The organism is Pseudarcicella hirudinis, from assembly GCF_900115665.1.
GTDB lineage: Bacteria > Bacteroidota > Bacteroidia > Cytophagales > Spirosomataceae > Pseudarcicella > Pseudarcicella hirudinis.
In genome coordinates, this window is the sequence record NZ_FOXH01000013.1 from 32,272 (window position 1) to 52,476 (window position 20,205).

Below are 20,205 nucleotides of genomic sequence, written 5' to 3' on the forward strand. Positions count from 1 at the left end.
ATGCGTGATTTAATGAAACAGGTATAAATTGTAATCCTGAAAACCAATAGAAAACGCATTAATTGGAAAGTTGTTTCACGCAGAACTTTGAAAATTACTGAAAATATAAACAAATGAAAATCGGAATAGTCTGCTATCCTACGTATGGTGGCAGTGGAGTAGTCGCCACAGAATTAGGAAAAGCGCTCGCGAAAGTTGGTCATCAGGTTCACTTTATTACTTATACCCAGCCTCCAAGGTTAGATTTTTTCAACGAAAATATTTACTATCACGAAGTTAGTATTTCCAGTTATCCTTTATTTCAGTATTTACCTTACGAATCGGCACTTGCCAGCAAGATTGTGAATGTGGTAATCAATGAAAAGTTAGATTTACTTCATGTTCACTATGCGATTCCTCATGCTTCAGCAGCATATCTGGCCAAACAAATCCTTAAAACCAAGGGTGTTCATACGCCGTTTATCACAACGCTTCATGGTACTGATATCACACTTGTCGGAAAAGATCCTTCTTTTGAACCTGTTGTTACTTTTTCCATCAATGAATCAGATGGTGTTACAGCAGTATCAGAAAGTCTGAGAAATGATACTTATGATGAGTTTGAAATTTTAAGCAAGATTGAAGTAATTCCAAACTTTATTGATTTGGAAAGGTTCAAGAAACAACCCAAAGATCATTTCAAAATAGCCATTTGTCCGAACGGAGAAAAGTTGCTGATGCATACTTCCAATTTCCGCAAGGTAAAAAGGATAGAAGATCTTGTAAAAGTATTTCATCTGGTTAATCAGCAGATTCCTAGCAAGTTATTGCTGGTAGGCGATGGGCCAGAGAGAACTTCCATTGAAATGTTGTGTCGTGAATTAGGAATCCAGAATGATGTAAGATTTCTTGGGAAACTGGATGTAATAGAAGAAGTACTTTCGTTGGCGGATTTGTTTTTGCTTACTTCAGAAAAAGAAAGCTTTGGTCTGGCGGCTCTTGAAGCAATGGCTTGTGAAGTTCCGGTAATTTCTTCCAATGCGGGAGGAATTCCTGAAGTGAATGTAAATGGTGTAACAGGCTTTGTAAGTAATGTCGGAGATGTTGAAGATATGGCCAAAAATGCCTTGTATATTCTTTCAGATGAAGTAATATTGGCTGAATTTAAGACCAATGCGTTGAACAGAGCCAAAGAATTTGATATTGAAAATATTCTGCCTATGTACGAAAAATACTATGAACAGATTACGGCGAAAAGCTGGAAATTTCCTCAGGTGATGGAATTGTAGTAAGAAGGGGTTTCCGGGATTTCCTGTTTTACGGAAGTTAAAACCAAATTATTTGTTGAAAATTACGGAGAAAAGGAGACTATTTCTTCCTCCTGTTCGTCAAAGAATGGTTCTTCAAATGAAATTTTATTAAACTGATTTATCACGAACTTTAGAATTTTATGCATCCTAATATCCCGGAAACTAACCAGAATGGTTCACCCTCAAAAAGAGTAGTTATTGTAGGAGCTGGTTTTGGTGGTTTGGCATTAGCCCAGAAACTTGCCGCAAATGATGATTTTCAGGTAGTTATTCTTGATAAAAACAATTTTCATCAATTTCAGCCATTATTTTATCAGGTTGCCACTGCAGGTCTTGAACCTTCTTCAATCGCCTTCCCACTCAGAAAGATTTTTCAGAATAAGAGAAATGTCCACATAAGAATCACAGAGGTAACAAAATTATTACCTGAGACCAATCAGATTGAAACCAGACTCGGATTGATCGGCTATGATTATCTGGTACTTTCTATTGGTGCTGATACCAATTTCTTTGGCATGAAAAATATTCAGGAGCGCTCTCTGCCTATGAAGTCGGTGAATGAAGCACTTGGCTTGAGAAACCGTCTGCTGGAAAATCTTGAAAGGGCTTTGGTAGTGGAAAGTGCTGAGGAAAGTGTCGGATTAATAAATGTAGTGGTAGTAGGAGGAGGACCGACAGGTGTGGAGATTTCCGGAACACTTGCGGAAATGAAAAAAGCGATTTTGCCAAAAGAATATCCGGAATTAAACTTTGATCTGATGCAGGTGACATTGATTGAGTCCGGAGCTGAGTTGCTGGGGCCAATGTCAAAACCTTCTCAGGTGAAATCTGAAGAATATTTGAAAAAACTGGGGGTAAATGTCAGACTTAATACCCGTGTAGTGGATTTTGACGGGAAGTTTGTAAAACTTGCTACCGGAGAAACTATCCGTACGGACAATCTGGTTTGGGCGGCAGGAGTAAAAGCGAATTTTATAGAAGGACTGAATCCGGAGGTAGTTGCCAGAGGAGGACGCCTGAAAGTGAATCGTTATAATCAGGTGGAAGGTTATCAGAATATATTTGCGTTGGGAGATGTGGCATTAATGGCGGAAGAGAAATATCCTAACGGACATCCGCAACTAGCACAGGCAGCGATTCAGCAGGGGAAATTACTTTCAGAAAATCTTAAAAAGCTGAAAAGAGGAGAAAGTCTGAAAATGTTTGAGTACAAAGATTTGGGTTCTATGGCAACAGTAGGGCGAAATCTGGCAGTAGTGGACTTGCCTTTCTGGAAATTCCAGGGCTTTTTTGCCTGGCTGACCTGGATGTTTGTACACCTGATGTCTATTGTCGGGGTGAAGAACAGACTCTTGATTTTTATTAACTGGCTTTGGAATTATATAACTTATGACCAATCGCTAAGATTAATAATACGGGCAAAGTTTCCTAAAACGGACGACGATCATCCCTCAATTTTATAGCAATATCATGGCTTTTCCACGAGATTCTGCCACTGATGAATATTAAGTTATAGAAAAAATGATAAAAATCATTCAATATCTGATAACTCATAATTTTTAAGTGAGTATCTTTGTACTCAAAATACAACGGAATAAAGCATTATATGCGTTTTTTATAAGATAAATCCAAAAATTTTATGGAAGCGAATCAAAAAAAGGTGAGACCTAAAAATACCGGAACCAAGCAATTGTTTGAAAATCCAATATTAGAAAAACTATCGCGTACACATATTTCTATACCTGTAACGATGTTTTTTGTGACTGGTGCGGCTTTAGGCTGGTATGCATTTACACATACTGATTTCTCAAATATGACCATCGGGATCTTGTTTGCGAGCGGTTTAATTACTTTTACATTTGTAGAATATTGGGTACACAGAAGTGTGTATCATATCGAACCTACCACTGAGGCAAGGGCTAAGTTTCAATATACTACTCATGGTGTACATCATGAATATCCTAAAGACAAAACCCGTTTGGCAATGCCTCCGATTTTGGCAATAATTGTTGCTTCAACCTTGTTTGCTATATTCTTTGTTTTAATGGGTGAGGGTGCTTATGCATTCTTCCCGGGATTTATCTGGGGATATGCCGGATATTTGCTGGTACATTATTCAATTCATGCTTATGCGCCTCCAAAGAACTTTATGAAGCAATTGTGGATTAACCACGCTGTTCATCATTATAAGGATGGAAATGCTGTATTTGGGGTATCTTCTCCGATCTGGGATTATGTTTTCGGAACGATGGATACAATGGATAAAAACAAAGTTTCAGAGAATTTGTAAGAAAATATACATTTTAAAAAGGCTTCCGGATCTGCTTTGGAAGCCTTTTTGATTTTAAGCCTTTCAGATTGGTCTGCGTTTTCAATATCCGATCTTAAATGAATGAAAGATATCACCAGACATTATTGCTTATTATTTTTAATGAGTTTTCTCAAATCTGCTTCCTGATCAGGCTGCCAGTATTTGCAATCCAACTGCAGGAAGACGGATGAATACGGTATCGTTTCATTTGTTTTTAATACCAGAATCTTAAATAATTTTGAAGCGCGGTCGATATTAACAAATACTGAATCGTGTAATATATTCTGTACCGGATGCCCTTTAATAATTTCTTTTAAATCCTGCTTATAACGATCCACTCCTTTTACCTGGGATTCATGTAAGAAATCAAGTTCCTTATCTGTATAAATGTTAGGTTTTACATGGCTTGATTCGGTGATATTACTTAATACAAATCTGAGTACCTCTTTTAAGTTCTCATTGGTATTGATGACTTCTATTCCCTGAGCTGTCTGTAATGGAAAGGCTTTGTCTACTACCAGGATCCAATTTCTATGCCCGAGCAGAGGAAGCTCTTCTTTCAGCTTATTCTGCCATTGTTTTTCCTCTGAGCGACAAGTAGCCTCGGATTTATGATGTTTATTACAGCTTATTGCCGATAATGAAATCATTAGTAACAGAAGACAGCTTCTTTTGGTAAATAGCGGAAAGTTCATATTGAAAAGTTATTTAATAACATTTGCCTTGTTTGAATCGCACATGTTTTTGAAAGCAAAGTAAGCATATTTTCTTGTATCTGAATGGCCTTCACCGTGGTCCGAGGCTCACGGCTCACCTGCCTTACCTATTTAAATTTATGCTCTGTGTGCCAGAGAGCATGGATTAGAAGCCTTTCAAATTAGTCTGCTCTTTCAATAAAGCCGGATTTTGGATATTTTACTGAATAACTGAAATTGACTTTCTTCTCCTTTGCGGGGTCTAATGAAATCTTCCAGGTAATTTTTCCGGTTTCATTATTTATTTCTGCTTCTTTGGCTTCTTTATTATACACGTCAATTTCTTTACTGTTTGTTAAAGGAAACTGATCGTCAAGCGTCAGATTTATGGCTTTGTTTTTGGTATTTCTCACTACGATTTCATAAGCAAGCTGATCGGTTTTAGAATTACCGATAAATTGCTTTTTGGTAAACTCTTTTTGTTTAACCCTTGAAATCAGAACATTTTTATCTCTCCCTAAGGCAAAATCCAGGGTATCACTATTTGGTAAGCTAAGGGTAGATTTTCCCAGAAATGTTCCTTCAAAATACAGGTTGATATCCCCTTCCAGCAATTTGTATTTTTCCCAGTTTAATACATGAGCCGTCAAAAAAGCATCACGGTCGATTTTAGGGACGGCATAATATTCATAAACGGCAGGAATGTTTTCTTCCTTAATATCAACGGTATAAACTTTCCCGTCAGATGGAATGGTATAGGGCATCAATATGTCAAAAGACTGACTCGTAGGAGCTTCTTTTTCCTCAATCTGAATGGGCATTGAGCCTCCTTTTTTAATTGAAATACCGGTAGCTGCACTAGAAAACTTTCTCTCAGCACCATAACCAGCCACGACTACTTCCTGTAATTGATTGGTGCTTTCCGTTAAACTCACGTCAACTTTATTATTTCTGATATATTCATCATGGCTTGAATATCCTACCGATGAAAATGTAAGCATTCTGAGGGTAGAGTTGGGTGGAATATTGAGGTGATAAAAACCATCTGCATCAGAAACAGTACCTAAAGATGAACCTTTTAACTGCACAGATACACCCGGAATACTTTGTCCTTTTCCATCTGTTACCTGTCCGCTTACCTCGGTAATGATTTCCGGAGCTGATCCTTTATCTTTGAAATAACTGCTGTAGTTATTAATTTTTCCCCAGTACCAGTTTTCTAAAACAGGAGGTGTTCCGTTTTGGTTAGGATTAGCAGTAGATAATCGGAGTTTTACCTCTTTCCAGTCTTCCCCTGAAAACTGATAAACATTTGCTTTGTAGACTAAGTTGAGCGGTTCGGAAATCTGATCAACCCGAACATCATAGGTAGGTTTCCATAAGGCATCTTTTACAAAATAACTTAATGAAAAAGCAGTATTGGGTATGGTTTCTTTACTCGAAATCGTAACAAGAATGTCTGAAGTTGTCTGGTCTTTGGCAATAGTTATTACCGTAAGCTGTTGATTGACTTTCCTGATATCTTTTTCAACTTTAGCGATTTCCCGTTCAATTTCAAGCTGTTTGTTCATTACTTCCTGCATGCGAACACGCTGAAATTCTATGGCTTCCTTAAAATCTGTTATCTTTAAACCAGTCGACGTTCCTGCAACACTTTGATTTTTTACCAGCATTTCTTCCTCTCTTTTATAGACGATAAGGCTATTCCTGAGTGATTTGATTTTATCCTCAAACGTTTCTTTCTGGTTCCCGAGCCTGGCAATCTCGTCCTGACGGGTTTGTTCTCTTTTGTTGTTTAACTGATGAACAATTGAATTGACAGTAAACTTTCCGGAACCTTTAACCTGAATGCTGTTTTTATCAATTTGCTGGGAAATTCCTTTAAACACAAGAACAGTTTTCCCACTTTCCAATGAGGTTTTAGCTGTTCTGGTTACCTGTGCTCCATTGAGAAATACTGTAACATTCTCAATTTTCGAATCGAGAGGGACTTCCTTCGGGTTTTGAGCTAAAGTGCCGGAATAGACGAAGAAACCTAAAATGAGGATTTTTTTCATGGGCAGTTTAATAAGATTTATTTAATGTAAAACTTTTGTTACTTCCGAGGAATCCGGACAGGAAATCAGTAATTCTCTGGTCGTTTTTTTGAAAACCGGATGGATGAATTCAGGAGCGATTTCTTCCAGCGGAACAAGTACAAATCTACGCTCCTGAATAAACGGATGAGGCAGGGTAAGATTGTCGAAATTTGAGATTAATTCTCCAAAATACAGAATATCTATGTCTATTAAACGTGCACCCCATTTTTCATGCCTTACTCTTCCCAGCTGACTTTCAATAGATTGGGTAAGGGAAAGTAATTCCTGAGCCGTTTTTTCAGATGTCAGTTCAAGGGCTAAATTAAGGAAGCCGGGCTGATCGGTTTTGCCCCAGGGAGCAGTTTCGTATAAATGAGATTGTTTTGAAACTGGTCCGATCTGTTCGTTTAGAAGACTTATTGCTTTTTGAAGGGTTTCTTCCCTGTTTCCAAGATTGGCTCCGAGGAGAAGATATACTTTTTGGAGATTTGTCTCTAACATGTTATTTTTAATAATAAAGTAATTTAGGTTCAGGCAAATATTGCATAAATAGATGGAATGTTAAACTGCATTGATAAACTAAACGATGAGGGCCAAAAAAGGTCTGAGATATAAAAACTATCAGTGAAAGATAATTCCACCCATTATTTTGCGTATATATATTTATAATATTGAATAATTTCAAATGAAAAATCAGATAATCGTAAAAGGCTGTTTATTGATTTCGGAACCGTTTCTTAAGGATCCGAATTTCGAGAGAAGTGTCGTTTTGATTTGTGACCATAATGAACAGGGATCCTTTGGATTAGTACTTAACCACAAAATGAGCTTACATCTGGATGATGTTCTTGAAGAGAATATTTATCCGGATATTCCCCTTTTTGCAGGTGGCCCGGTTCAGCCTAATACTTTGCATTTTATCCACAATCGACCGGATGTTATAGAAGGCGGAACTGAAATTCTGGAAGGACTTTATTGGGGAGGTAAATTTGAGGATGTTAAGAAATTACTGAATAACGGAGTACTGACAGCTCAGGATATTCGCTGCTTCATTGGTTACTCCGGATGGGATTCTGGGCAACTTGCAGGAGAATTAAAACAGGATTCATGGATTGTATCAAAAAATTCGGCAGAGTTTATCTTTAATACTCCGGCTGAAAATTTCTGGAGAAGTATTCTGAGGGAAATGGGAGGAGATTTTAAGGTTTTATCAAATTACCCTGTAGATCCCAGCCTGAATTAATATGAATAATAAATTGTTTTCAATATACACTGACCAGTCAGTGGAAAACGGATCATTATTATCATATAACAGAATGAAATGGATCGCAGAGAATTTTTAGTATTATCCGGGATTTCTGTCCCTTCTATCAATAAATTCATGAATCTAACTCACTTGAAATCAGTTGCTGAGGCTTATAACAGGACTGAAAAAATGCCTGTCCTGTTTATTGGCCATGGAAATCCGATGAATGCTATTCTGGATAATCCATTTACCCACAGCCTTCAGAATCTTGGTAAGTCTTTACGTGAAAAATATAAACCCAATGCTATTTTAGTAGTTTCGGCGCACTGGCTTTCAAGAGGAACTTTTGTAAATATTTCTCCAAAACCCAAAATTATTTACGATTTCGGAGGTTTTCCTGAAGAACTGTTTCAGGTAAAATATCCTGCCAGCGGTTCCCCGGAATTTGCCAGAGTCGTGGAAGAATTACTGCCTGAAGCAAAGGAAGATACGGATTGGGGTTTGGACCACGGTGCCTGGACAATTTTAAAACATATTTATCCTGATGCAGACATTCCTGTTTTTGAATTGAGTATCGATTATTACCGCCCGATGGAATACCATTTTAATCTGGCGGAAAGACTTAAATCTTTAAGGGATAAAGGTGTTTTAATTATAGGAAGTGGAAATATTGTACATAACCTGCGTATGTTTTTTGGAAGAAAAGACGGCACTCCCTATGACTGGACGATAGAATTTGACGATTGGTCAAAAGAAATGATAATTAACAAGGATTTCCGGAGCTTGATTAATTATGAAAAGCAGGGAAAAGCTGCAGCTATGGCAATTCCTACACCCGATCACTATATCCCGATGCTTTATACATTGGGGCTGACTGAGCCGGATGAAGAAATAAAATTTACCTATGAAGAAAACATAGGTTCTATCAGTATGCGGTGTTTCCAGATCGGATAAATAAAACAATCCGGCTTTATTCAAATCGATAGTTATGACAAAAATTGCATTTATTGGTATCGGAAATCTCGGATTTCCGATTGCTTTAAACCTTATCAAAGCCGGGTACGATGTTACAGTTTATAACAGAACCCCGGAAAAAGCAAAACCGCTTGCGGAGGCAGGTGCTAAACTGGCTTCCACTCCTCAGGAAGCAACTCAGGGGAAAGATGTTCTGATTACTGTTTTGGCTGATGACAAAGCTTTGCTCGGAATATGTACTGATGCAGCAATTGAGTCTTTAGGAGCTGAAGGTTTACACATTTCAATGAGTACTATTTCTCCTGAAACATCCAGAAAGCTATCGATACAGCATCAGCAATTTGGCGTAGATTATGTGGCTGCTCCGATTTTCGGAAGACCGGAAGCGATGGCTGCAAGAATTGGGAATATTGCTATTTCAGGACCAAATCAGGCAAAAGAAGACGCAAAACCTTTGATCCTGGCCGGTGCAGCCAAAGGTATTTTTGATTTTGGAGAGGATCCGGGGGCAGCTAATGTTGTTAAACTTGCCGGAAATTTCATGATTTCTGCCGCAATAGAAGCAATGTCTGAAGCTTATACTATGGCAGAAAAAAATGGCGTAAGCAGGCAGGATATTTCTGAAATGTTTGGACAAACTTTATTTGCCTGCCCGATTTATCAGAATTACGGAAAGGCTATTGCTGTCAATAAATATGATGAAAATGTAGGATTCAGATTGCCTTTGGGATTGAAAGACCTGAACCTGGTACTTGATACGGCCTTACTGGGAAAAACGCCGATGCCTTTTGCCAATATTGTTCAGCAACGTCTCATTTCAGGATTGGCTAAAGGAAGAGAACATTGGGATTGGACGGGTTTGGCTCAGGGTGCTGCGGATGATGCAGGATTGTAAAGTCAGAATGTTATAAAACCGGCATGAAAATGAAATGTCCCGGATGGTGAATCTGTTTTCACATCGGGACATTTCTATATTCAACCCGTCGGATAATTGATGGATTGAATCAGGTTTAGAGGTAAGCGGTTAGAATTTTGCCATAAGGAGGTAAAACATGTAATCCGTCATAGGTGCATCAGTTAAATCCAGATTGCGCCCGATTGTTACGACCTGTCCACGGTGATAGGTACTATGATTCATGCAATGTTGAATAAGTTCTGTTCTTGGGCGTGAGAAATCGCCCACAAAAGGAATTGAAAAATCACAGTTTTCAGCTAATTCATTTTCATCAAGAGACTGGATAAAGTAGTCTAATTCCTCGGATTGTTTAATAAATCTTTCAAAAGCCTCTTCTACGGAGTCCTGGTAAGTTTGTCGGAAATCTAATTCAGGCTGTAATTTTTTCAAATTTCCAAGCCACCAGCTCTCTGTTTTTGAAATATGTAAAAGTGTTAATTTAATGCTTGAAAAACTGGAAGGAATTTCATTTTCCATCAGATATGAGGGTTTTGATTTCAACCACTCAACCAGTTTTTTATTAGCCCATAAGTTGTAAGAAGAATAATCTTTCAATAATGAACCCAATGTTGATTCAGTGTTTTTAAGTGCTGTCTGTAACATAGTTATTGTTGTTTAGTTTGATGTTACAAAGTAAATACAGCATAGTGACAGCCCTATGTCAGTAGGTATTTGGAGGCTTCTTATTTATTTCGGGGGAGGTTAAATATTTGAAAAAAGCAGGAATTTAAGGGTATTTAAAGCCTCTGTCAGCTGATTTTTGACCAGTTGGTTTCGTTAGCCCCCAGCGTGGTTACCTGTTCTCTGATAACCAGATTGGCAGGATTCTCCAGTTCCGGATCTTCAGTTAATATTTCTGTAACAGTTTCACGGGCTACTCTCAGGATTTCGCCATCTTTGGCTAAATCGGCAATTAAAAGGTCAATAATACCACTTTGCTGCGTACCGGAAAGGTCGCCGGGACCGCGAAGCTGGAGGTCTACATCTGCAATTTCAAAACCATCGGTGGTTCTGACCATTGTTTCAAGACGGGTACGGCTGTCTCTGGAAAGCTTTACGTCCGTCATCAGGATGCAAAAACTCTGCTCGGCTCCCCGTCCCACCCGGCCTCTTAACTGGTGCAATTGAGACAAACCAAATTTTTCGGCACTTTCAATTACCATTACTGAAGCATTAGGAACATTAACGCCTACTTCAATAACAGTGGTTGCTACCATAATCTGTGTTTCTCCTCTGACAAACCTGGCCATTTCAAAATCCTTGTCGGCCGCTTTCATTTTACCATGAACGATACTGACCTGAAACTCAGGAAAGGCTCTTGCTACACTTTCATAGCCGTCCATCAAATCTTTGTAGTCCATTTTCTCAGATTCCTCAATAAGCGGATAAACGATATAAACCTGTCTGCCTTTGTTGATTTCTTCTCTTAAAAATCCGAAAACAGTCAATCGGTGTGAATCGTATCGGTGGACAGTTTTTATTGGCTTACGACCTGCGGGAAGCTGATCGATTACTGATACATCGAGGTCTCCGAAAATGGTCATGGCTAATGTTCGGGGAATAGGAGTGGCCGTCATTACCAGAATATGGGGATGAATATGTTTATTCTTCTCCCAAAGTTTGGCTCGCTGCGCCACACCAAAACGATGCTGTTCATCAATTACACACAAACCAAGGTTTTGAAACTGAACTACATCTTCCAGTAAGGCGTGTGTTCCGACAATTATTTTCAGTGAGCCATTAAGCAGATTTTCGTGAATTTCTGTTCTGGCTTTTTTTCTGGAAGAGCCGGTTAATTTAGCAATCGGAATACCTAACGAGTCGGCAAAAGGCTTTAATCCCTGAAAATGCTGATCTGCCAGAATTTCGGTAGGAGCCATAATGCAGGCCTGTGCACCATTATCGATCGCTAATAACATGCAGATAAATGCCACAATTGTTTTCCCGGAACCAACGTCTCCCTGTAAGAGCCGGTTCATTTGTTTTCCGGTTTTCATGTCGGCAAAAATCTCTTTAATCACTTTTTTCTGAGCATCAGTCAGTTCAAAAGGCAGGTGGTTGTTGTAAAACTCTGTCAGGAGGGAGGCACTTTTGAAAACCTGGCCGTCATATTCTGTTCTTCGTAATAACTTTTGCTTGATAAGCCTCAGCTGATTGTAAAAAAGCTCCTCAAATTTCAGCCTTCTTCTGGCCTGATGCAGCCATCCTTCTGATTGAGGCAAATGAATATTGTAAACAGCATCTCTTTTGGAGATAAGTTTAAACTTCTGCATAAGAGCGTCAGGAAGAGTTTCCCGGATTTGTCCGTAAGCCTGCTCAAGCAGGTTACGCTGCATGTTCGCAATTGTTTTGGAATCGATATAGCGTTTGCGAAGTTTTTCAGTAAGATTGTAAACCGGTTGATAATATCCGCCTTTTTCATTTTCGGCAGAAAGTATGTCCATTTCAGGATGAGATATCTGGAATTTACCCTGAAATGCTGTGGGTTTTCCGTAAATGATATATTCTGTACCTATTCTAAGATTTTTCTCCAGCCATTTTACACCCTGAAACCACACCAGTTCAATACTTCCGGTTCCGTCTGAAAACTGAGCAACGAGCCTTTCTTTGAAACCCTCTCCGATAGTTTCAAAATAACGTAATCTTCCCTTGATCTGCGCAGCCTCCATGCCTTCGTAGAGTTCCGCAATTCTGTGGAATTTGGTGCGGTCTTCATAACGAAAAGGATAATGTTGAATCAGATCTCCGAAAGTAAAGATCTGAAGTTCAGTATTTAATAACCCGGAACGCTGAGTACCAACCCCTTTGAGAAATTCTATTTTAGTATTAAAAAAGTTAGAGAGCATGTAGTACGAATATAAATTCTGTGAATTTAGGTATATTTGTGAAAACATTTCTACGGTTATTTTGTAGAAATAAGCAAGGTGACTGAGATTTTTTCGTTTTTAACGGGAAATTATTATTATTTTGAGGTAATTTTTTCAAGATAAATCTCATTCATTCTATTACTTATTACTCAAAATTTAAACTTATGTTTCTAAAATTATTACCGAAAGGATTGTTTCTTCTTCTGGTTAGCAGTCTTCCCGTAAGGGCGATTTCAGATTTAACCATCTTTCCTGAATATTCTTTCCCGGATATTGAAAATCCGCTTCCGGCTGTTTCAAAACCTTCCGGAACTCTGGCAGATTTTCAGATTATTAATAAACATCCATCCGGTAAGACAACGATCTGTGCTGATGATAAAATTGTATTAGCGGCACCTAACACCTACCCCGGTGCAAAAGATTATCGCTGGAAAAGGAATGGGTTTACCATAATCAATGGCCCAAATGAGACAGAATATACTATCAGCGGATCGGGTTCAGGTGTTTATACTTTAGAAATTACAGATGCCAATAATAATGTACGGTTTTCTGATCCGGTAAATGTGACAGTGAATCAACTTACGGTGATTCAATTTGATCCGATTCCTGCTTTTTGCGGAGGATCTGTAAATAAAAGAGACCTTATTATTCTTTGTAATGTGCAACCGGCCACCGGCGGAACCTTTAGCGGTGTGGGTATGTCGGGCAGTATATTTGATCCGGCTATTTCAGGAAATGGAACTTTCCCTGTAACATATACATACACCGCTCCGAACGGATGTGTTTCTACCAAAACACAGGATGCTCATGTTTCTTCGTATCCAAGGGTTTTATTAGGGAATAATCTGAATATTTTCAGAGGAGATACAGTACAACTGAAAAGTATTACTCCACCCGGAATGATTTATGAATGGACCTATGACAGAGCTAGCCCTATCAGTAATAAAAACGCAGCGGAACCTTTTGTAGCACCTGTTGAAAATACCGTATTTAAATTAAAAGTAACCAATCCTGCAAGCGGATGTTTTGCAGAAGAAACTGTAACGGTTTTTGTTAATACCAAACTGGTTGTCGTAAATACCTTTACTCCGAATAGCGACGGAATTAACGATGCCTGGTTGATAGAAGGCCTGGATGCAGATGAATATCGTAATTGCGAGGTAACTATTTATAACCGTTGGGGAGATTCTATTTTCTATTCGGTTGGTTACAGAACACCTTTTACGGGTATTATAAATGGAGAACGTTTACCTGCTACTACTTATTTTTATGTAATAAAGCCAAATTTAAAGGTACCTGTTGTTTCGGGTTATCTCACGATTATTAGGTAACTTTACCATGTAATTTTAATGGGATAGTAACCAGTTTTACCATATTTTGAGGCTTTTCTGAAAGGAAAGCAATAGGCGGATGAAAGGTTTATTGGATCAAAAATTTAATGAGGGTGGAATCGTCATAACCAAGGTTGATGATTTAATTAACTGGGCAAGACTTAGTTCGCTGTGGCCTATGGGTTTTGGCTTGGCCTGCTGTGCCATTGAAATGATGCAGACTTTTGCTTCAGGATATGATTTGGATAGATTCGGAATCATGCCCAGGCCTTCTCCCCGCCAGTCAGACGTTATGATTGTTGCCGGAACCGTTACTTTTAAAATGGCAGACCGTATCCGCCGTCTTTATGAGCAGATGCCTGAACCTAGATATGTTATTTCAATGGGAAGCTGCTCTAATTGCGGAGGACCTTACTGGGAACATGGCTACCACGTAGTAAAAGGTGTGGATAGAATTATTCCGGTGGACGTTTATGTACCGGGTTGTCCTCCAAGACCGGAAGCTTTGATCGGAGGCTTTCTGAAATTACAGGAAAAAATCAGAACGGAAAGCCTGGTTGCTCCCAAAGCTATTATGGAAATGGAAGAAGAATTGGCCTCTCAGGGGTAAAATTCTGATGACCTGATTCCTATTGTGCGTGGTTATATCTATGTGCCCTATGCGTCTATGTGGTTACAAAAAGGTTTAACATCTATGTGCCCTATGCGTCTATGTGGTTACAAAAAGGCCTGATATCTATATGCCCTATATGTCTATGTGGTTACAAAACAGTCTGATATCTATGTGTCCTATATGCCTATGTGGTTACAAGCTATTATTTCAATACAATGAAAATTTCAGAAATAAAAATACTTTTGCAAACCCGCTTCGGTGAAGAAGTCATTCTTCATGAAGATCATCAGTGTCTTACCGTACCTGTGAATCAGGTTGAGGAAGTTTGCTCTCTTCTTCATGCGAATGAGGGTTGTTACTTCGACTTACTTTCCTGTATTACTGCTCTGGATAATGGTTCTGTGAAAGGAACAATGGAAGTAATTTATAACCTCTATTCTATTCCTTTTGAAGACAAAATCATGATTCGGGTGGAATTTCCGAGGAATGTTGAAGGAGATGATTTACCAAAAGTACCAACTGTAAGTCACATCTGGCGTACTGCCGACTGGCATGAAAGGGAGGCTTTTGATTTATTAGGTATTGAGTTTACAGGGCATCCTGATTTGAGGAGAATCCTTTTACCGGAAGACTGGGTGGGTTTCCCGCTCCGGAAAGATTATCAGGAACAGGAATACTATCATGGGATTCAGGTTAAATATTAAGTAGTTTTTTCACCTGATTTGCCTGAATCATTCTCATACATTCGCAATTTTGTGTCTTTTTACAATCTTCACAATTTTTGTCCAATGCCAGAAATAGAGCATTCTTTCCCAATGGCTTCCAACGTCCGGGGTGAATAGGCCTCATTGGCGGATAAATACCGATTGCTCTTTTTCCGAGTGCTGCAGCAATATGAACAGGACCTGTACTGGCAGCTACCAGGGCATCAGAAGAGGCAATAAAGGCAATAAATTCTGAAAGACTTAACTTTCCGGTAAGGTTATGAACAGATGGAAATTGTTGTATCCAGTCTTTTAATAGTTCTCCTTCCTGCGCAGTTCCACTGACGAAAATTTTGAATTTTTCTTCAGGCAGAATTTTTATCAGTTCTCCGAAACGCTCAAGTCCCCATTCTCTGGCACTCCCTTTAGATTTTGGATGCAGAATAACGTTAATCCTGTCCGTATCAATCTGATCTTTCCAGATTTCCGGTAGAGAAGTAATGTTATTAAGCCCGTATAAATCAATGATTTCTGTCAAGGGATAATCGGATGCCGCTCCAAGAGGTTCCGCAAGTTTAAGATTTAACTGAGCTTCATGCAGATTTGAGTTTTTCCGGGAAAAATTGGGCAGTTTATTACAGTAAATCCAGTGGAACCATCTGTGTGAAGTCCCGATTCGTAAAGGAATTTTTGCCTTGAAAGCTATTTTAGCAATCTTACGATTAGGGAAAGCGTGGATAATTGTATCAAGGTTGAGTTTTTCCAGAAAACTGATAGCTCCCGGTTCCGAAAGTTCCTTCAATGAATCCCAACTGATAAAGCCGGTAATATGCTGAGAGGTTTCTACTATGGCACGGGTATAATTGCTGCCCAGAAAAAAGATTTCTGAGCTAGGATATAGTTTTTTCAGTAAACCCGCCAGGGGCAATGTGAGTACAACATCACCAATACTGTCGGTTCTACTAATAATTATTCGTGTCATATTTTTGTTTTTGATGATAGAATGTCTGATTTTCAAAATGTTAAATATGCAAATGGAATTAATAGGTACTGGTTAACGTTGAAAAGTATCAGCCATTTATTCATGCATGCTATCATTCAATATTCAATTACTACCGCAAGTTCTTTATTTTTAGTTATTTTGTGAAAAATATTTCTGAAGAGAATTGACTTTAGAGAAAGAAACGGGTTTTAACTGATCTGATAAAACAAATATTTAAACATTTGAAAACATATTTTCGCATACTTCAATACGCTGAGTCAATTAAAAAATTTGCTTTCCCCTATTTTTTATTTTCCTTACTAGCCAGCTTTTTCGGCGTTTTAAATTTTAGTTTATTGATCCCTCTGTTAAATGTATTATTTGACCAGGTTCAGGGATCAGATCTCTCGAAATACTCAATAAAACCGGAATTTTCGCTGGACAGTAACTATTTCACAGGCATTTTTAATTACTACTTTTACCAGATGCTGCAATTATACGGCCGTTTGGGAGCTTTGCAATATGCCTGTGGTGCCATTATTATTTCGGTATTGTCATCAAATATCTTCAAATACCTATCCCAAAGAATCTTAAAGACAGTTGAAGCGCAAACCATTGCTTCATTACGTCAGGCAGTTTTTGAAAAAACAATCGGATTACATTTCGGCTTTTTTAATAATGAGCGAAAAGGAAATCTTATGGCCCGTCTTACCACAGATGTACAGGAAATTGAAAATTCGATAGGACGAGCTTTTACAGCTTCCTTAAAAGAGATTTTTTCATTGGTCATGTTTTTTATATTTCTTTTTGGCATTTCAGTAAAACTTACACTTTTTTCACTGTTGATCCTTCCTTTGTCAGGAGGTGCTATTTCATTGATTACGAGAAAGTTGAGGAAAGCGGCAAAAGAAGTGCAGGAAAAACAAAGTGGTATGATTTCCACACTTGATGAAGTGTTTGGCGGAATGAGGATCGTTAAAGGATTTAATGCTGAGAAAGTAGTATCAGACAGATTCAGACAGGAAAATTACGGATATAAAGCTTCGCTTTTAAAAATGGTTTATCGCCAGGAAATGACCTCTCCGGTTTCTGAAACGTTGGGTGTAATAGTTGTTTCCGGAATTTTATTATACGGAGGATCATTGGTAATTGCCCATGATACCAGCCTGACAGCTTCAGCTTTTATTGCTTATATTGCCTTGTTTTCACAGGTAATGCGACCTGCAAAAGCCATCGCGGATGCTTTCAGCGGGATTCAGCGGGGGAGGGCCTCGGCTGAAAGAATCCTGGAATTAATTGACACAAAATCTGCTATTCAGAATGCTCCGGATGCTGTGGAATTAGAAGTTTTCTCTAAAGAAATAGCGTTTAAGAACGTGAGCTTTTATTATGAAAATGGCAAGAAGGTTCTGAATGACATTTCCTTTACCATTCCCAGAGGAAAAACAGTTGCATTGGTTGGTACTTCCGGTGGAGGTAAATCTACAATTGCCGATTTGGTTCCACGTTTTTATGATCCTCAGGAAGGACAGATTTTAATTGATGGTGTTGATATCCGTCATATTTTGTTAGGCTCACTCAGTAAACAAATCGGAATTGTTACTCAGGAATCAATCCTGTTTAATGATACGGTTTTTAACAATATCGCATTTGGCTCAGAGGTAACGGAAAGTCAGGTGGTTGAAGCAGCAAAAATTGCGAATGCTCACCAATTTGTTTCTCAGATGCCGGAAGGATATCAGACCTTAATCGGAGATCGTGGCGGAAAACTTTCAGGCGGGCAGCGTCAGCGACTGAGCATAGCCCGGGCAGTAGTGAAAAATCCTCCGATTCTTATTCTTGATGAGGCCACTTCTGCATTGGATACTGAATCAGAGAAACTGGTGCAGGAAGCACTGACCAATCTGATGAAAAGCAGAACTACCTTGGTAATTGCCCATCGTTTGAGTACAATTCAGCATGCAGATGAGATTCTGGTGATTCATCAGGGGAAAATCGTAGAAAGAGGAACGCATGATGCGCTTCTGTCTGTAGAAGGAGGAACCTATAGAAAACTTAGCAGTATGCAGGATTAACATGATCCTGCTAAACAAGTTTATGTAGGTTCTCAGAGCATTGATTGATAGAGCCGATGATGCTGCAAGGCTGTTTCGTGCCAGTCAAAGAAACCGGCTCTGGTTTTTATATCTTTTTCCCTTTCTTTTGCTGTGGATAATGCAAGTTTCATAGCAAATTGCATAGCCTCAGGACTTTCATCTTCAAAATAACAGGCTACTTCTCCGCCAACTTCAGGTAGTGAAGTCTTTTTCGATAACAAAAGAGGTTTGCCAAATTGCATAGCTTCTACTACCGGTAATCCAAAACCTTCTGCCAATGAAGGAAACGCAAATAAAGAACAATTTCTGAAATACCAGGCTTTGTCGTTTTCTGAAATCGGGCCAACCAGTTTTACTCTTTTCTCCACACCATAATTTGTGGCAGTTTCCATAATTTTCTGAACATAATCGCCTGAATCATGTTTTCCTGCGATCACCAGTTCAAAATCATTGCCTTGTAAAAGAGGAATTAAAACATGGAAATTCTTTTTTGCATTGACAAAACCCAGAGAGAAAATAAACGGTTTCTCCGGCTGTATCACTGCCGGAGCAGGATTATGATTCAGTCTGTTACAACCGTTATAAATAACCTGCACAGGTTTATTGCCGATATCAATGTGAGTTAGAAGGTCATTTTTGGCAAATTCTGAAATACAGATATAAGCATCAAAGCAATCGATGTTTTTTTGAAGCTTTCTGATATGATTCTGAACAGCCACAGGGTTATCTTCAATTTCATGGAGAAAGTTCAGGTCATGAATTGTAAGTATTTTTTTTACCCTTGAAGTGGAAGGAACGTAATTTGAACTCTGATAAGTAGTATGCCATATTCTGGCCCGGGAGGGCATATTCCAGAACCAGAATTTATTTAAAGAATGCCATTTGATAACAGGAGGCTTTTGATTTATTAACTCTTGCTCAGGACCATAAAGACCTACTTCATATTGATCGGAAGGTATATTTCTGATCGCATTCCCCAATTGCAGGCAATAGTGATACAAACCTGTATTGGCGTAGCGCATACGTTCACAATCAAAAACTACTAAAGGCAAATCGTTCGACATTTAAGCTATTATGGGGTTATTAGAGTCCTGTGAAATTTTTGTAAAAGCGTTATTCTGAAATAATATTCCAGTTTTTCCAGCCTAAAGGAAATTTCCGGTTTTTGAAGAAATTTCTTTTTATGAAGGTAAGTATAAGATACTTGGTCTTTTCATGCTTATGAACCTGTCTGTCTTTAAATGAATCAGAAGTAAAGTCCAGTTGATCTTTCCAGAAAATCTCCTGTATTTTTGTTTTCATTACCGAAGGATGCGTTCCTTTGAATAATGGGATCATCTTCATTGGTCCGTATTCTGAATAATTGCTGTTTTTCAGGGAGTTATCGCCATCGCCTCTGTGAATGGAATCCTGTTCTCCTTTTTTATCCACCATAACTTTAGGGGGTCTGACCCAGCCGTAATGATAAATAAAAGCCGGTAAATCGATTACCCTGAGCTTTGTATTATCTGTTCTTCTGAAAGACTGAGCATCCAGATAGGAAGAAATTTCGGGAATGTTTCTGACAATCCGGATTTCATTAGGGTACCATCCGTAGAAGTCCATGTAATGATCGTAATCTCCCCAGAAATGATAATAGTTGAACAAAAAGCCATCTACGTCTTTTCTGTCCAGGTATTTATCCGCAGCATCCTGAATAAGCTGATAGTCTTTTTCATGAATAAGTTCATCTGCCTGTAAATACAAACACCAGTCTCCGGTGCAATGCTCTTTGGCGATGTTAGTTTCATGTCTGAATATTCCGCCATCTTTGTATAACTGCTCATCCCATAGTCCTCTTTCGATAATTTTGATTTTATCACTTCCGATTGAAAGGATTTCTTCTCTTGTTTTATCATTTAAGTCACCTTCCCCGAGAGCAATGACAAATTCATCCACAATAGGTAAAGCCGACAAAATACATTCCTTAATCGGGAAATAATACTTTGTGGCATTTCTAACCATTGTAAAACCGCTGATTGTTGCTTTAGTCATAATATAAGGGAGTGATTTTATCAGGATTT

Annotated in this window: 18 protein-coding genes; 10 read left to right on the forward strand and 8 right to left on the reverse strand. The window is 38.6% G+C overall.

Features of this window, described 5'->3' with window-relative positions; genetic code table 11:
- Window positions 1–113: 113 nt before the first annotated feature.
- From bshA to BM179_RS18945, 3 genes are all read left to right on the forward strand, one after another.
- The gene (gene bshA / locus BM179_RS18935; RefSeq protein ID WP_092018740.1) at window positions 114–1,268 is read left to right on the forward strand and encodes an N-acetyl-alpha-D-glucosaminyl L-malate synthase BshA; all 1,155 of its coding nucleotides are present in this window, start codon (window positions 114–116) and stop codon (window positions 1,266–1,268) included.
- Window positions 1,269–1,429: 161 nt separating this feature from the next.
- Window positions 1,430–2,752, forward strand: a complete 1,323-nt coding sequence (locus BM179_RS18940) for an NAD(P)/FAD-dependent oxidoreductase (RefSeq protein WP_092018741.1) — start codon at window positions 1,430–1,432, stop codon at window positions 2,750–2,752.
- A gap of 176 nt (window positions 2,753–2,928) precedes the next feature.
- The gene (locus tag BM179_RS18945; protein ID WP_092018742.1) at window positions 2,929–3,579 is read left to right on the forward strand and encodes a sterol desaturase family protein; all 651 of its coding nucleotides are present in this window, start codon (window positions 2,929–2,931) and stop codon (window positions 3,577–3,579) included.
- A gap of 122 nt (window positions 3,580–3,701) precedes the next feature.
- Here the strand turns inward: BM179_RS18945 and BM179_RS18950 are convergent, their stop codons facing one another.
- From BM179_RS18950 to folK, 3 genes are all read right to left on the reverse strand, one after another.
- Complete coding sequence (locus BM179_RS18950; protein WP_092018743.1) at window positions 3,702–4,295, reverse strand: RbsD/FucU domain-containing protein; 594 nt, start codon at window positions 4,293–4,295, stop codon at window positions 3,702–3,704.
- A gap of 182 nt (window positions 4,296–4,477) precedes the next feature.
- Window positions 4,478–6,352, reverse strand: coding sequence for a mucoidy inhibitor MuiA family protein (locus BM179_RS18955; protein WP_092018744.1), 1,875 nt, complete (start codon window positions 6,350–6,352; stop codon window positions 4,478–4,480).
- 21 nt (window positions 6,353–6,373) lie between these two features.
- Complete coding sequence (gene folK / locus BM179_RS18960; protein ID WP_092018745.1) at window positions 6,374–6,874, reverse strand: 2-amino-4-hydroxy-6-hydroxymethyldihydropteridine diphosphokinase; 501 nt, start codon at window positions 6,872–6,874, stop codon at window positions 6,374–6,376.
- Between the two features lie 184 nt (window positions 6,875–7,058).
- Here folK and BM179_RS18965 point away from each other — a divergent pair, with 184 nt between their 5' ends.
- From BM179_RS18965 to BM179_RS18975, 3 genes are all read left to right on the forward strand, one after another.
- Window positions 7,059–7,616, forward strand: coding sequence for a YqgE/AlgH family protein (locus BM179_RS18965; RefSeq protein WP_092018746.1), 558 nt, complete (start codon window positions 7,059–7,061; stop codon window positions 7,614–7,616).
- Between the two features lie 138 nt (window positions 7,617–7,754).
- A complete protein-coding gene (gene ygiD / locus BM179_RS18970) occupies window positions 7,755–8,573 on the forward strand; it encodes a 4,5-DOPA-extradiol-dioxygenase (RefSeq protein ID WP_092018864.1) in 819 nt (272 codons plus the stop codon).
- A gap of 28 nt (window positions 8,574–8,601) precedes the next feature.
- Window positions 8,602–9,489 (forward strand): NAD(P)-dependent oxidoreductase, encoded by an 888-nt coding sequence (locus tag BM179_RS18975; protein WP_262503436.1) that lies wholly within the window; start codon window positions 8,602–8,604, stop codon window positions 9,487–9,489.
- 129 nt (window positions 9,490–9,618) lie between these two features.
- Here the strand turns inward: BM179_RS18975 and BM179_RS18980 are convergent, their stop codons facing one another.
- Together BM179_RS18980 and recG are read right to left on the reverse strand one after the other, a co-directional pair.
- On the reverse strand, window positions 9,619–10,152 hold the full coding sequence (locus tag BM179_RS18980; protein ID WP_092018748.1) for a DinB family protein: 534 nt from the start codon (window positions 10,150–10,152) through the stop codon (window positions 9,619–9,621).
- Window positions 10,153–10,298: 146 nt separating this feature from the next.
- Entirely contained in the window at window positions 10,299–12,395 is a 2,097-nt protein-coding gene (gene recG, locus BM179_RS18985; RefSeq protein ID WP_092018749.1) for an ATP-dependent DNA helicase RecG, read from the reverse strand.
- A gap of 185 nt (window positions 12,396–12,580) precedes the next feature.
- Between recG and BM179_RS18990 the strand changes: the two genes are divergently transcribed.
- The 3 genes from BM179_RS18990 (at window position 12,581) to BM179_RS19000 (ending at window position 15,064) form a co-directional block, all read left to right on the forward strand.
- Window positions 12,581–13,747 carry a T9SS type B sorting domain-containing protein gene (locus tag BM179_RS18990; RefSeq protein WP_092018750.1) on the forward strand — a complete coding sequence of 389 codons (1,167 nt, stop codon included), beginning with the start codon at window positions 12,581–12,583 and terminating at the stop codon, window positions 13,745–13,747.
- 79 nt (window positions 13,748–13,826) lie between these two features.
- Window positions 13,827–14,357: an NADH-quinone oxidoreductase subunit NuoB gene (nuoB, locus tag BM179_RS18995; RefSeq protein WP_092018751.1), complete on the forward strand. Its 531-nt coding sequence runs from the start codon at window positions 13,827–13,829 to the stop codon at window positions 14,355–14,357.
- A 218-nt stretch (window positions 14,358–14,575) separates the two neighbouring features.
- Window positions 14,576–15,064 (forward strand): NADH-quinone oxidoreductase subunit C, encoded by a 489-nt coding sequence (locus BM179_RS19000; RefSeq protein WP_092018752.1) that lies wholly within the window; start codon window positions 14,576–14,578, stop codon window positions 15,062–15,064.
- Here the strand turns inward: BM179_RS19000 and BM179_RS19005 are convergent.
- Window positions 15,054–16,046 carry a glycosyltransferase family 9 protein gene (locus BM179_RS19005; RefSeq protein WP_092018753.1) on the reverse strand — a complete coding sequence of 331 codons (993 nt, stop codon included), beginning with the start codon at window positions 16,044–16,046 and terminating at the stop codon, window positions 15,054–15,056. The genes BM179_RS19000 and BM179_RS19005 overlap by 11 nt on opposite strands.
- Before the next feature lie 242 nt (window positions 16,047–16,288).
- Between BM179_RS19005 and BM179_RS19010 the strand changes: the two genes are divergently transcribed.
- Entirely contained in the window at window positions 16,289–18,121 is a 1,833-nt protein-coding gene (locus BM179_RS19010; protein ID WP_092018754.1) for an ABC transporter ATP-binding protein, read from the forward strand.
- A gap of 32 nt (window positions 18,122–18,153) precedes the next feature.
- Here the strand turns inward: BM179_RS19010 and BM179_RS19015 are convergent, their stop codons facing one another.
- Complete coding sequence (locus BM179_RS19015; protein WP_092018755.1) at window positions 18,154–19,206, reverse strand: glycosyltransferase family 4 protein; 1,053 nt, start codon at window positions 19,204–19,206, stop codon at window positions 18,154–18,156.
- Window positions 19,207–19,255: 49 nt separating this feature from the next.
- A complete protein-coding gene (locus tag BM179_RS19020) occupies window positions 19,256–20,176 on the reverse strand; it encodes a glycosyltransferase family protein (protein ID WP_092018756.1) in 921 nt (306 codons plus the stop codon).
- Window positions 20,177–20,205 lie beyond the last annotated feature (29 nt).